12 protein-coding genes are annotated in these 12921 nt (G+C 70.9%); 5 read left to right on the forward strand and 7 right to left on the reverse strand.

The window, feature by feature from the left end:
* Positions 1-37: 37 nt before the first annotated feature.
* Genes AB3M34_RS01980 through AB3M34_RS01990 form a run of 3 tightly spaced genes read right to left on the reverse strand, consistent with a single transcriptional unit; the run spans position 38 to position 4409 of the window.
* The gene (locus AB3M34_RS01980; protein ID WP_370617404.1) at positions 38-1066 is read right to left on the reverse strand and encodes a DctP family TRAP transporter solute-binding subunit; all 1029 of its coding nucleotides are present in this window, start codon (positions 1064-1066) and stop codon (positions 38-40) included.
* A 44-nt stretch (positions 1067-1110) separates the two neighbouring features.
* Positions 1111-2895 (reverse strand): thiamine pyrophosphate-binding protein, encoded by a 1785-nt coding sequence (locus tag AB3M34_RS01985; RefSeq protein ID WP_370617405.1) that lies wholly within the window; start codon positions 2893-2895, stop codon positions 1111-1113.
* A gap of 41 nt (positions 2896-2936) precedes the next feature.
* Positions 2937-4409: an aldehyde dehydrogenase family protein gene (locus AB3M34_RS01990; protein ID WP_370617406.1), complete on the reverse strand. Its 1473-nt coding sequence runs from the start codon at positions 4407-4409 to the stop codon at positions 2937-2939.
* A 154-nt stretch (positions 4410-4563) separates the two neighbouring features.
* Between AB3M34_RS01990 and AB3M34_RS01995 the strand changes: the two genes are divergently transcribed.
* Genes AB3M34_RS01995 through AB3M34_RS02010 form a run of 4 tightly spaced genes read left to right on the forward strand, consistent with a single transcriptional unit; the run spans position 4564 to position 8316 of the window.
* Positions 4564-5376 (forward strand): IclR family transcriptional regulator, encoded by an 813-nt coding sequence (locus AB3M34_RS01995; RefSeq protein ID WP_370617407.1) that lies wholly within the window; start codon positions 4564-4566, stop codon positions 5374-5376.
* The gene (locus tag AB3M34_RS02000; RefSeq protein ID WP_370617408.1) at positions 5373-6596 is read left to right on the forward strand and encodes a CaiB/BaiF CoA transferase family protein; all 1224 of its coding nucleotides are present in this window, start codon (positions 5373-5375) and stop codon (positions 6594-6596) included. The genes AB3M34_RS01995 and AB3M34_RS02000 overlap by 4 nt, the downstream gene beginning before the upstream one ends.
* Entirely contained in the window at positions 6593-7399 is an 807-nt protein-coding gene (locus AB3M34_RS02005; RefSeq protein WP_370617409.1) for a citryl-CoA lyase, read from the forward strand. The genes AB3M34_RS02000 and AB3M34_RS02005 overlap by 4 nt, the downstream gene beginning before the upstream one ends.
* Positions 7396-8316 (forward strand): hypothetical protein, encoded by a 921-nt coding sequence (locus tag AB3M34_RS02010; protein ID WP_370617410.1) that lies wholly within the window; start codon positions 7396-7398, stop codon positions 8314-8316. Before AB3M34_RS02005 ends, AB3M34_RS02010 begins: the two co-directional genes overlap by 4 nt.
* 64 nt (positions 8317-8380) lie before the next feature.
* Here the strand turns inward: AB3M34_RS02010 and AB3M34_RS02015 are convergent, their stop codons facing one another.
* A complete protein-coding gene (locus AB3M34_RS02015) occupies positions 8381-9364 on the reverse strand; it encodes a ThuA domain-containing protein (protein ID WP_370617411.1) in 984 nt (327 codons plus the stop codon).
* 161 nt (positions 9365-9525) lie between these two features.
* Here AB3M34_RS02015 and AB3M34_RS02020 point away from each other — a divergent pair, with 161 nt between their 5' ends.
* Complete coding sequence (locus AB3M34_RS02020; protein WP_370617412.1) at positions 9526-10524, forward strand: phosphotriesterase family protein; 999 nt, start codon at positions 9526-9528, stop codon at positions 10522-10524.
* A gap of 6 nt (positions 10525-10530) precedes the next feature.
* Here AB3M34_RS02020 and AB3M34_RS02025 read toward each other — a convergent pair whose 3' ends face one another.
* From AB3M34_RS02025 to AB3M34_RS02035, 3 genes are all read right to left on the reverse strand, one after another.
* Positions 10531-11127, reverse strand: coding sequence for a hypothetical protein (locus AB3M34_RS02025; RefSeq protein WP_370617413.1), 597 nt, complete (start codon positions 11125-11127; stop codon positions 10531-10533).
* Positions 11128-11216: 89 nt separating this feature from the next.
* Complete coding sequence (locus AB3M34_RS02030) at positions 11217-12086, reverse strand: acyl-CoA thioesterase (RefSeq protein ID WP_370617414.1); 870 nt, start codon at positions 12084-12086, stop codon at positions 11217-11219.
* Entirely contained in the window at positions 12083-12919 is an 837-nt protein-coding gene (locus AB3M34_RS02035) for a DUF1295 domain-containing protein (protein WP_370617415.1), read from the reverse strand. Before AB3M34_RS02035 ends, AB3M34_RS02030 begins: the two co-directional genes overlap by 4 nt.
* Positions 12920-12921: the final 2 nt, after the last annotated feature.

Raw genomic sequence — 12921 nt, forward strand, 5'->3', positions numbered from 1 at the left:
CTCACGGGAAGCGTCCCGTGAGCCGACCGCGGCATGACTACTTGCTGGCCATGTCCCGGATCGACGTGTAGAGCTCGAGCTGGTCACCCTCGTAGTTCTCCATGAAGAAGTCCTCCGCCTGCTGGGCGAAGGCGTCGACGTCGACGTCCTCCACGACCGTCACGTCGTCGCCCGACTTCCACTCGTCGACGATCGTCTTCTCGGCATCCTCGACACACGTGCGGTCGCCGTCGCGGGCGCCGCTGATGGACTCCTGGAGGGCCTTCTGCTGATCCTCGGAGAGGCTCTGCCAGGTGTCCTCGGAGACGATCGCGAGCACCGAGCCGACCTGGTGACCCGTCAGGCTGACGTGGCTCTGCACCTCGGGGAGGTTGAGGTCCTGGATCGTCGGGATCGGGTTCTCCTGGCCGTCGATCGTGCCCTGCTGGAGAGCGAGGTAGACCTCCTCGAAGGCGACGGGCGTCGCCTTCGCACCCAGGGCCTTGGCGTTCATCAGGTACTGCGGGCTGTCGGGGAAGCGCATGCGCTGACCGTCGAAGTCGCTCGAGCTGCGGATCGGCTTGTTGGCGGTGAAGTGCCGCATGCCGAAGTACCAGACGTCGAGGACCCGGACGCCGGTCTCCTCGAGCAGCCGGTCGGCGAGCCCGTCGAACTCCTCGCTGTCGACGAACTCGAACAGCGCGTCGGGGCCGTCGAACGCGTACGCGGCGTCCAGGGCACCGATCTCCGGGAACGACGCCGAGATCGCCGAGCTGCCCTGGATGTCGATGTCGATGTCACCGGAGGCGACCGACGCGAAACGGTCCGCATCGGGGCCGAGCTGGCTGTTGGAGAACACCTCGATCTCGATGCCGCTGTCACCGTCGGCCAGGGTGTCGCTCACGACCTTGGTGCCGCACACGTTGTGCGGGTGCTGGTCCGGATAGCTGTTGGCGAACGACAGCGTCACGCTCTCGTCCCCCCCGCCGCCGGAGTCGTCGTCGCCCCCGCACGCGGTGATGATCAGCGCACTGGCCACGGCCGCGGCCGCCAGCCCGAGCCCGCGGGACTTCCTCGATGTGGACATGTTCTCCTCCTGTTTCGTGGCGTTCGTACGCCGCCCGCTCGGCTTCATCGGTGGGAAGCGCGATCGCAGTCGTGCGGGAATCGACCCGCGTAGATGTCCTTGATGTTCCAGTGGCCGGGCGTGGGGACCGGCTCGTTGACCATCGGGACGTCGATCACCGCAGGACGCCGGGCAGCGACCGCGTCGGCGAGCGCCTTCCCGAGCGAGTCGGCATCGGTGACCGAGTAGCCGTCCGTGCCGCACGAGCGGCCGAGTGCGGCGAAGTCGGGGGTGTAGGGGTTGCCCTCGCGATCCAGGAACTCGCATCCGTGGGTCACGCCGTAGTGGCCGGCCTGCAGGTCGGCGATGGTGCCGTGGGCGGCGTTGTTCATCACGACGAAGATCACCGGCAGGTCGCGCTCGACGGCGGTGGGCAGGGCCGCGAGCTGGGCGCTCATCCCGCCGTCGCCGATCAGCGCGACGACGACGCGGTCGGGCCACGCGATCTGTACGCCGAGGGCGGCGGCAGGCCCGAACCCCATCGTCGACGCCCCGCCGGGTGTCACGAACCGACCGCCGTCGGGAAGGCGGTAGCGCTGCGCGACCCCGTTCTTGTTCCAGCCGACGTCGGTCACGAGGACCGTGTCCGACGGGACGGTGTCGAGCACGTCGCGGAGGATGCGCTCGGGCTTCAGCGGGAAGTCGTCGCTGGTGCCGCGCACCCGGGTCTCCGCGAACAGCGCCTCTCGGGTCTCGGCGATCCGGGCGAGCAGCTCGGGACGGTCGACCGGCTCGATGCCCAGGCGGTTGGACGCCGCGTCGATCTCCAGGAGCGCGCTGGTCACGTCGGCGACCGCGCCGATGGACACCGGATAGTTTCGGCCGATCTCGGCGGGATCGATGTCGATCTGGACGAGGCGGCCCGGCGGGAAGGACCACGTGTACGCGGGGTCCCACGAGCTCGCGTCCGTCTCGGCGAACCGGGTGGCGAGCGCGACGACGACGTCGGCCTCCCGCGCGTAGTCGTTCGTGAACTCCAGCCCCCAGAACCCCGGCATCCCGAGCAGCAGCGGGTGGTTCTCCGGGACGGTGCCCTTCGCCATCAGCGAGTGCACCATCGGAACGTCGAGGCGTTCCGCGATGGACAGCAGCGCGGCGACCGCCTCGGGGCTCTTGACACCACCCCCGACGTACAGCAGCGGACGCTCGGCGCCGGCGAGCTCGCGGGCGATCGCCTCGGCTGTCGAGGGGGACAGCTCGGGTGCGGTCGAGGTCTCCGGCAACGAGAACCGGCTCGCCGCATCGTCGTCGAGGGGGCGCGAGAACATGTCCATCGGGACGTTGAGCAGGGTCGCGCCCGGACGTCCTGTCGTCGCGGTCCAGAACGCGCGCTCGAGGAAGCGCGGCAGGTCTTCCACGCGGGAGACGTCCCAGGCCCGCTTGACGAACGGCTGGTAGATCGACACCTGGTCGGCGTCGGCGTGGAGGTTGACCTCCTGGTGCGGGTGGCGCCCGCGATAGTACGAGGGGATGTCGCCGCTGATGACGACGAGCGGGACGGAGTCCATCGCCGCCGTCGCGACACCGGTGACCGCGTTCATCATGCCGGGCCCCACGTGGACCACGACGACGCCCGGCTTGCCGGTGGCGCGGGCGTACCCGTCGGCCGCGTGCGCCGCGGTCTGCTCGTGCCTGAACACGACGAACTCGATCGGGCTACGTCCGAGTGCGTCGAGCAGCGCGATGTTGGTGTGGCCGCAGAGGCCGAAGACGTACTCGACGCCCATCGCCTCGAGCTGGCTGACGACGACCTCAGCGCCGGTGGGTGCACCGCCGTGCTCCGCGTTCATGGGGCTCCTCTCTCCAACGTCTCGGTGGGTGTGCGGCGCGTTCACGATCCGGTCCCCCAGACCGACTGACCCTTGAGCAGGAGGGTCTTGACGTGGGTGAAGTCGTCGATCATCCAGCGCGGCGACTCGCGACCGACCCCGGAGTCCTTCACGCCGCCGAACGGGACGTGGTCGAGGCGGAAGTTCGAGGTGCCGTTCACGACGACCGCGCCCACCTCCAGCTCGCGCCACGCGTCGACGACGGTGGTGATGTCCTGGGTGAAGATGCCCGCCTGGAGGCCGTACCGGCCCTGGTTGCACTCGTCGACGACCGTCGCCAGGTCGTCGAACGGACGCACGACGACCACTGCGCCGAAGGCCTCCTCGACGAGCAGACGGGCGTCTGCCGGCGGGTCCACGACGACCGTCGGCGTGAGAGTGGATCCGTCGAGGCTGCCTCCACGCGCGATCGTCGCCCCGTCGCTCTCCGCCTCGCGCGCCCAGTCGTGGACACGCTGGGCGGCCGCCGGGTCGACCATGCTGCCGACGTCGGTCGACTCGTCGAGCGGGTCGCCGACCACGAGGTTGTCGACCTCCTTGGTGAGGCGTTCGACGAAGGCGTCCGCGACGTGTCGGTGGACGTAGATCCGTTGGACCGAGATGCAGCTCTGGCCGGAGTTGCTGAAGCCGGTGCGCGCGCACTGGCGGGCGGCGTCGTCGACGTCGGCGTCCGCGCAGACGATCGTGGCCGCGTTGCCCCCGAGCTCGAGCACGAGCCGCTTGCCGGCGCCGCTGCGCGCGACGGCGCGGCCGGTCGCCGCGCTGCCGGTGAAGCTGATCGCCGCGACGACCTCGCTCGAGGTGAGGCGGTCGCCCACCTCGGCGTCGCCGTGGAGGACCTGCACGGCGTAGGTGGGTAGGCCGGCGTCGAGCAGTGCTCGTACGAAGGCCTCGGTCGCCGCCGGCGCCTGCGGCGGCGGCTTGACGAGCGTGGTGTTGCCGGCCGCGAAGGACGCGGCGAGCTTGTGGGCGAGGAGGTTGACCGGTGCGTTGAACGGAGTGATGGCCACCACGACGCCGAGGGGTGCACGATAGGTCATGGCCATCGTCCCGGCACCGCGCTGCCAACCAGGCGTCGACAAGACGTCCCCGCCGGCGGTCCGGCACTCCGCCGCCGCGATGGCAAGCGTCTCCGCCGCGCGCACCACCTCGCCCCGGCCGTCCTTGACCGGCTTGCCGAGCTCGAGGGCGAGGTGTCGCGCGATGTCGTCGCGTCGCTCGGTGACGAGGGCTGCCGCTCGGTCGAGGATGTCGGCGCGTGCCGCCGGTGAGAGTGCCCTGACCGCCCGTGCGTACTCGGGGGCCACAGCCAGTGCCTCGTCGACCTCGATCTCGGACGCCTGCGCGGCGACGCTGGCCGGACGACCGGTCCACGGTCCGGTCCGGGTGGCGGTGCGCTCCGACGATCTCCACGAACCGGCCACGAGGTTCTGTGCGCCGTACGGCTCGTCGTCCGTCGTACCGTGTGATGTCACTCTCGATTCGCCTTCCGTCTAGCGGACCTTGTGGACCACTGAATGGACTTAGGTTAAGGTACGGGTTACGCAGGGTGGTGGCAAGGCCCGATGCTGAAGATGCTGAACAGGACCCCACGTGCGGGGTCGCCCACACAAGGAACGAGGAGCGCCTGTGCCCAGTCAGAGAAGCAGTTCGGGTGCGGCAGGACCGGGCGGAGCCGCGTCGGAGTCCGGCAGCGTCCGAAGCGTCGAACGCGCGCTCGAGATCCTCAACCTGCTCAGCGAGGACAGGCCGCGCGTCACGATCCGCGAGATCGTCGAGGAGACCGGCCTCGCGAAGACGACCGTCATCCGGATCGCCCACACCCTCGTCCAGAACGGGCTGCTGTGGTCCACCGACACCGGGTTCATGGCGGGGCCCGGACTCTGGCGCTGGGCCCACCTCGCGCACCACGCCTGGGAGCTTCCGGCGCAGATGCAGCAGATGATGCAGGACCTCGCCAAGGAGCAGCAGGAGACGGTCAACCTCTACATCCGCCGCGACATCCACCGGATCTGCATCGCCCAGGCCGAGAGTCCGCGCGCCCTGCGGCACGTCGTCAGGATCGGTGACGAGCTGCCTCTCTGGGGCGGAGCGTCGTCGAAGGCGCTCCTGCTCGACGCCGACGACGCGCTGGTGAAGCGCGTGGCGGCCTCCGCGCCGCGCGGCGTCGAGCACCTCGATGCCGACGAGCTCCGAGCGGCGATCGAGGTGGTGCGAGCCGAGGGCTTCGCGGCGAGCCACGGAGAGCGCGAGTCGGGCGTCTCCGCGGTCGCCGTCCCGCTCCTCGACGACGCGGGCTCGGTGTTCGCGGCGCTCTCGGTCAGCGGCTCCACGCCACGGTTCAGCGAGGAACGGGTGATCGAGATCGTCCCTGCTCTGCGGTCGCTGGCCGACGGAATGGCTGGGCGGGGGCTCGGAGCAGCGTTCGGGCGTGCGCGGTGACGGCGCACACGGCGACCGAGCAGGACGGCGAGCCGGACACCCTCAGGCCGCTCTCGGGCATCCGGGTCGTCGACCTCACGAACGTGCTCGCCGGCCCCTACTGCAGCTACCAGCTGCTCCTCATGGGAGCGGAGGTGATCAAGGTCGAGGCCCCCGGCCGCGGTGATCTCGCACGCCAGCTCGGGCCGGACCCCGATCTCAACCGGACGCTGCTCGGCGCGTCCTTCCTCGCTCAGAACGCCGGCAAGCGCTCGATCGAGGTCGACCTGAAGACCGAGGACGGACGCGCGCTGCTCGACGACCTCCTGGGATCCGCCGACGTGCTGGTCGAGAACTTCAGGCCGGGCGTCATGACGCGTCTCGGCTTCTCCCCGGAGTCCGTCCGTGAGCGCCACCCCGGCCTCGTCTACTGCTCGATCTCCGGGTTCGGGCAGACCGGGCCGATGAGCCAACGGCCGGCGTACGACCAGATCATCCAGGGACTGTCCGGGATGATGAGCATCACCGGGACGGAGACGACGGCACCGCTTCGCGTGGGTTTCCCGATCTGCGACACGACCGGAGGACTGGCAGCGGCGATGAGCATCAGCGCCGCACTGCTCCAGCGGGAGCGTACGGGCCGTGGCGCGTACCTCGACGTGTCGATGCTCGAGGCGTCTCTCTCGGCGATGGGCTGGGCCGTGTCCAACTACCTCGTCAGCGGCACCGAGCCGGAGCCGATGGGTGACCAGAACGCGACCGCCGCGCCGTCCGGGACCTTCCACGCCGCCGACGGCCGCCTGAACATCGCGGCCAACCGGCAGGAGCAGTTCGAGACCCTCAGTACGCTCATCGGCCGACCGGACCTCGTCGTCGACCCGCGCTTCGCGGAGCGGGAGGCTCGCAAGGCGAACCGTGCGGAGCTCAACGGCGAGATCAACGCCGCGCTCAGGGCGCGGTCCGCAGCGGAGTGGGAGGAGATCCTGTCGGCCCACGGCGTGCCGTCCGCACGGGTGCTGTCGGTCGCGGAGGCGCTCGAGCTCGACCAGCTCGAGCACCGTGACTTCCTCACCTCGGTGCCGTTCCCGGGCGACGACGAGCGGAGTGTCCGGGTCGTGAGCTCCGGGGTCCAGTTCGACGGGCGCTCCTTCCACCCGCCGGCGTCCGCGCCGACGCTGGGTGAGCACACCGACGCCTTCTCGGAGACCGCGCTGTCCGCCGAGGAGGGAACGCGTCCGTGACGACGTCCGACGACGAAGCGGCGCAGTGGTGGGCCACGTCCATCACCCGGATCGCGCCGGGCGAGATCGACCACCGGGGGGTGCCCGTCGAGGAGCTCATCGGACGCACCGGGTTCGTCGAGATGATCTGGTTCATGGTCGTGGGCGGCACCCCCACGCCGAGCCAGACCCGGCTGCTCGAGGCCGCGCTCGTCGCCGCGACCGACCACGGTCCGCAGGCGCCGTCCATCGCGATCGCCAGGATGACGGTGACGTGCGGCGTCGGGCTCAACGGCGCCGTCGCCTCCGGGGTGAACGCCCTGGGTGACGTCCACGGGGGCGCCGGCGAGCAGTGCGTCGTGATGCTCGACGACGCCATCGCCAGGGTCGCGGACGGTGAGAGCTGGGACGACGCGGCGGTCGCGATCGTCGACGAGCACCGTCGACGGAGCGCGTACGTGCCGGGGTTCGGCCACCGCTTCCATCCGCGCGACCCGCGCCGCGACCCGCTGCTCGGCCTGGTGTCCGAGGCGGTGGCGTCGGGTGACGTCCCCGGTCGGCACCTGGAGGCCGCGCTGGCGTTCGAGCGCGCCCTCGACCGGCCGGGCCGACGCCCGGTCCCGATGAACATCGACGGTGCGACCGCCGTCATCTACGGCGAGCTGGGGCTGCCTGCGCCGCTCGCGCGCGGGCTGTTCCTGCTCAGCCGCAGCGTCGGCATCCTCGCGCACGCGTGGGAGGAGCGTCAGTCGGGCGTACGCAACAAGGGGCCGCTGCCGCGGACGGTGCTGCCCGCCTACCGTCCGGGACCCGAGGCCGGGTGAGCCGGACACACCTCGCGGTCGTCGCCAAGGCGGCCGCCCGCCTGCTGCTGGTCGACCCGCAGCGTGGTGAGGTGGTACGGGCCGTGGAGCTCAGCGGGACCACGGGACACGAGGTTGCCGTCGACGCCCGGAGCGGGCTGGCGTACGTCCCGATCTACGGAGACGCGGTCGTCGGCGGTCCAGGCCGCGACGGGCGCACGATCGACGTCGTGGACCTGCGGGTCGGCGAGCGGGTCGCGACCCTGACGCTCCCGCGCGGCTCGCGGCCGCACGCGGCGGTCGCAAATCCCGACGGCAGTCTGTACGTCACGGCGGAGGGTCTCGCCGCCGTCCTCCACGTCGACAGCGACGGCACCGTGCGTCGGCGCCTCGGCACCGGGAACCGCCAGTCGCACATGCTGGTCGTCGACGCGGCGCGGAGCCACGCGTACACCTGCGACGTCGACCCGGGGTCGATCACGGCGCTCGACCTGTCGACCGGTCGTCGCACGGTCCTCCCGCTCGGCACGGTCGCGAACCGGATCAGCCTGTCGCCGGACGAGAGCCACGTGTTCGTGGCCGATCAGCAACAGCCGCGGCTGGTGGTCGTCGAGGTCCCGTCGCTCCGGGTCGCGCGGTGGGTCGACCTGCCGTCCGTGGGCTTCGCCACTGCCGCGCTCGGTGACGGGCGGCTTCTGGTGGGCCTGCGGGAGACGTCGAAGGTCGTCGTCGTCGACCCGTGGACGGGGCGCGCGGCGGAGGCGGTCGAAGTGCCGGACATGCCCGAGGCGGTGGTCCTCGATCCCGACGGTGAACGGGCTTACGTGACGTGCAGCGGCGGCGAGGTCGTCCTCGTGCTCGGTCTCGATCCCCTCCGGGAGCTCGGCACCGTCGACTGCCCTGGAGGCCCGGACGGACTCGCGACGTACGAGGGCTGACCGAGGTCGTGCAAACGCGCGTCAGCGGCGCCGGTCGTGACCGACGCCGCTGCTGCGGTCGTGCCTACCGGGCGCAGAAGGGCTTGATGCCCATCGCGCTGAGGAGGCCGTTGACGACGTGGTCCTTGAAGTACTCGTCGCCCTCGAGCTCGGCGTCGGTCCAGGCGGCGACGTCGTGGCCGAGGGTGGTCAGCCAGGCGCGCCCGCCGTCGTAGTAGTGGCACCAGCTCACGAGGTGCTCGTCGCCGTGCCCGGGGTGCCCGGACGCACGCTCCGGCGTGCCGCTGGTGACAGCGTCGACCTTCGCGAGCTCGCGCACGTAGCTCGGGTACGGGACGAGGTTGTACCACTCGTCCGTGAAGGCCCACTCCCGCGGCAGGTTCTTCGTGGACACGTCGCGACGGTTCAGCGTCTCGACGGTGCCGGGCCGGTTGGGCCGGTGGTCGTAGAAGTTGGCGCCGCCGAGGAGCCCCTCGTACCAGGGCCAGTTGTACTCCGCTCCGAAGGCGTTGTGGATGCCGACGAATCCACCGCCGCGTCGCACGTACTGCTTCAGACTGGTCTGGGCGGTGTCGTCGTACGCGTCGCGGTTGGCGCTGAGCGCGACGACCGCCTGGTAGTTGTTGAGCCCGCTGAGACGGCTCGGGTCCTCGGTCCAGTCGACCTGGATGCCCTGCTCCTCGGCCCACTTCTTGAGGCCGAGCTGGGCGACGTTGGTCTCGTTGAGCGGCGGGTTCAGACCCGGCGCGAGGCGGTCACCGAGATGCGCGTGGCGGGGGCCGGCCGTGTGGCTGTAGATGAGGATCCGCTTGGTCTCCCCATCGGCGTAGCCGTTGCCCCAGTCGTTGTAGCACCGCGGGTCGACTCCGCGGCAGACCCCGTAGTCGCTGATCTCGTCGGTGTAGACGCTGGCGGCCGACGAGCTGTTGCCGCCGCGCCGGTCGTCGTGCCCCTGGTAGGCGTCCACGCCGACGGTCGGGACCAGCAGCGCGAGGACCGCTGCGGCTCCGACGCCTGCCTTCGTGGCGAGGCTGGATGAAAAGCTCATGCCGTGTGCTCCGTTCCACTAGGCGGACCAATTGATCCGACTGATGGTTGGACGGTAGCGCGCGTGATGTGATCCTGGCAACACACGAGCCGGCGTTGACGCGGATGGCAACTAGTGGCAACAGGTTGCATACACGGTCGGCCGTTCCCTAGATTCGCTCGATGCAGGTCCCCGAGTCGCGGTGCGCCGGAACCCCCGTGCCGACGTACCGCGGCCCGGTCCCCGCAGCCGTCCTCGGCCCCACGCTCATGCACGAGCACCTCTTCGTCCTGAGCCCTGAGCTCGACGGCGACTACCCCCACCCCGAGTGGGACCGACGCGCCGCGATCGCCACGGCGGTCGCGACCCTCGACTCCTTGTGGGAGCTCGGTGTCCGGACCGTCGTGGACCTCACGGTGCCGGGTCTGGGGCGGGACGTACTCCTCGTCGGTGAGGTCGCGGCCCGGAGCCGGATGAACCTGGTCGCCGCAACGGGGTGGTACGGCTGCGGCGGCCTCCCCCCGTACTTCGGCACCCACGGCCCCGGTCGTCTGGTGGGCGGCGGTGACCCTCTGGTCCAGATGTTCCTCCGTGACGTGCGGCACGGCATCGGCGACAGCGGCGTACGCGCCGGGATGCTGCGGGTGGTCGTGGACGAGGCGGGCCTCGCCCCGGATGCCGTCCGCGTCCTGGAGGCCGCGGCCGAGGTGCACGACGCCTGCGGAGTCCCGATCACGGTGCACGGCGACCCGTCCCTGCGTGGCGGGCTCGACCAGCTCGCCTTCCTCGCCGAACGCGGCGTGGACCCCGCTCGCCTGGTGGTCGGCCACACGGGCGACACCGACGACGTCGACTACCTCGTACGACTGATGGACGCCGGTGCGACAGTCGCGTTCGACCGTTTCGGGATGACGCACGTCGGCGACGACGACAAGCGCGTCGCTACCCTGGTCGCGGTGCTCTGCGCCGGGTACGCCGACCGCGTCGTCCTCTCGCACGGCAGCGCCGTCTTCAGTCGCGTGACTCCGCCGGCCTGGCGACGAGCGCACGCCCCTTGCTGGACCCTTGACCACCTGTCGCGGCGGGTCGTTCCCCGCCTTCGTGCGGTCGGCGTGTCCGACGAGCAGCTCGAGCAGATGATGGTCACCAACCCGCAGCGGCTGCTGGTCGGCCGACCCTGACCCGGCTCACCCCCAGCGGCTCGCGAACCACGGCTCGCGCAGGTCGAGGTAGCGCAGCTCGGCCGTGGACGGCGACACGGTGGCGCGTACGTCGGTGAGTGCGTTCTGCGGCGCGCCACGGCGCGCCGACGCCTCGTCGGTGAACGCGACGGTCTCGGTGAAGGTGCCGTCCTCGTCGACCGCGAGCGTGGCGCCGATGACCTCGGGCCGCTCGTCGAGAAGCTCCTGCATCTCCGCCGCGAGCGACTCGAGATGGTCCGGGTCGTCGGCACGCCCCTGGATCACCTGGACGAACCGCGCCTCGTCGAACCCGTCGTCGACGGCGAACGCGACCTGAGAGCAGTTGTGGAAGACCGGTTCACCGGCGAAGAGCCGACGGGTACGCGCCCACCACTCGCTGTGCTCGCGGGTCTCCGTGTTCTGCCGCGCATCCTCGCGCGACGCGAACCGGACGACCGCCACGAAGACGTCGTCCTCGGTGAAGCCGTAGGTGCCGCCGAGCCATCCGACGACGTCGGGTGCGCGCTCGTCCCGCCACTCCTCGATGGCGCCCCGCATGTCGTGGTGGCGGAAGCACTTTCCTTGGATGACCTGGATGAACACGGCTGTCAACCTCCGGCGGGGCGGTGGCGGGAGACGCCCCTGACGTTACGCGCATCCCGGCGCGACGGGAAGAAGCGCCCGCCGAGGTGTCACCGCTTCGTACGGACCAGGGCCTCCTGGCTCACCTGGCACACCGCGCCGCCGCTGGTGTCGAAGACGGCGGCGTTCACGAGTGCGCGCCCCGCGTACGCCATCGGTGTCGTGTGCTCGAACAGCAGCCACTCGTCGGCGCGCAGGTCACCCTGGAACCACAGCGTGTGGTCCAGCGAGACCGCCCACCACTGCTCCGCCATCGTCCGTTCGTGACCGGTGACAGCGCCGTGCGGCGCCACCGCGGTCGCCATCAGCATCAGGTCGCTGGCGTAGGCGAGGGCGGCGCGGTGGAGGAGCGGGTCGTCGGGCAGCCGGTCGGTCGCGCGCATCCAGATGTTGCGTGGGGCCACGGCCGAGTGAGGCACCTCGACACCGTCCTCGATCGGCGCGACGCGCACCTCGACTGCTGCGAACCCGTCCCAGAACTCGCCGAGACCACCGTCCTCCTCGGCGAGCACCTGCAGGGCGGTGCTGTCCTCCGGAGCCGCCGTCGTCGGGACCGGCCGCTCGTGCTGCACGCCGTCGTCGTCCGTGGCCGACGACACGATGGTCCGGCAGACCAGCCGGTCGTCCTGCCAGGCGCTGACCTCGTGGACGGAGTGCCGGCGGCCGTCGCGCAGCGGCTCCACGGTGTAGCGGACGGGGACGTGCGACGCGCCGGGACGGAGGAACGCCGTGTGGGAGGAGTGCACGCGCTTCGCCTCGCCTGCCGAGCGCCCACCAGCGACGATCGACTGCGCGACCAGCTGTCCGCCGAAGAGCTGCGGCAGCGGGATCACGTCGCTCGCGCCGAGCCAGGTGTCCGCGCCGGTCTGCTCGAGGTCGAACAGGCCGGCGAGCGTCCCCTCCGTCTGGGCGGTCGTCATCCGGCGACCTCGGTGGCGGACGCCGGACGGCGACGCGGAGGACGCGGGAAGAACCCGCTCGTGCGGGCCACGTACTCGTCGTACGCCGCGCCCTTGCTGCGGCGCATCCCCTTCTCGAGCAGCGCCTTGCCGCTGAAGCGGAGCAGCAGCACGGTCATGACGATCGGCGAGATGACGGTGACCAGGCCGATGGGGTGGCCGAGGGCGAGCAGCCACAGGCCGAACCACACGCAGGAGTCGCCGAAGTAGTTCGGGTGGCGGGTCCACGCCCACAGGCCGCGGTCCATGATCTTGCCCGCGTTGGCGGGGTCGGCCTTGAAGCGTGCGAGCTGCCAGTCGCCGACCGCCTCGAACGAGAAGCCGACCAGCCACAGGGCGATGCCGAGCCCGTCGAGGACGCCGAGCGAGGAGCTCTCGTACATCGCGACCTGCACGGGAAGGGACACCACGAACAGCAGCACGCCCTGGAGGCCGTAGATCTTGCGGATCAGGAACCCGACGAGCGAGCCGGTCTGGTGGCGCATGAGTGCGGTGTAGCGCTTGTCCTCGCCGTGCCCGCGGTTGCGGTTGCCGATGTAGAGGCCGAGCCGCAGGCCCCACGCGGCGGTGAGGAGCAGGACGACGAGCCGTCGGGTGTCGTCGCCGGAGGAGGAGGCCGAGACCAGGTAGGAGACCAGGGCGACGACGACGAAGCCGGGGCCCCAGAAGATGTCGATGATCGACTGGTTCTTGATCGCGACCGCGGTCGCCATGATCGCGCCCATCAGCACGACGACAGCGGCCGCGCTCACGAGCAGGTTCAGGGCGAGGTCGCCCCAGGGGAAGTCGGACATGG

Origin of the sequence: Mumia sp. Pv4-285 (assembly GCF_041320275.1) — a bacterium.
Classification (GTDB): Bacteria; Actinomycetota; Actinomycetes; order Propionibacteriales; family Nocardioidaceae; genus Mumia; species Mumia qirimensis.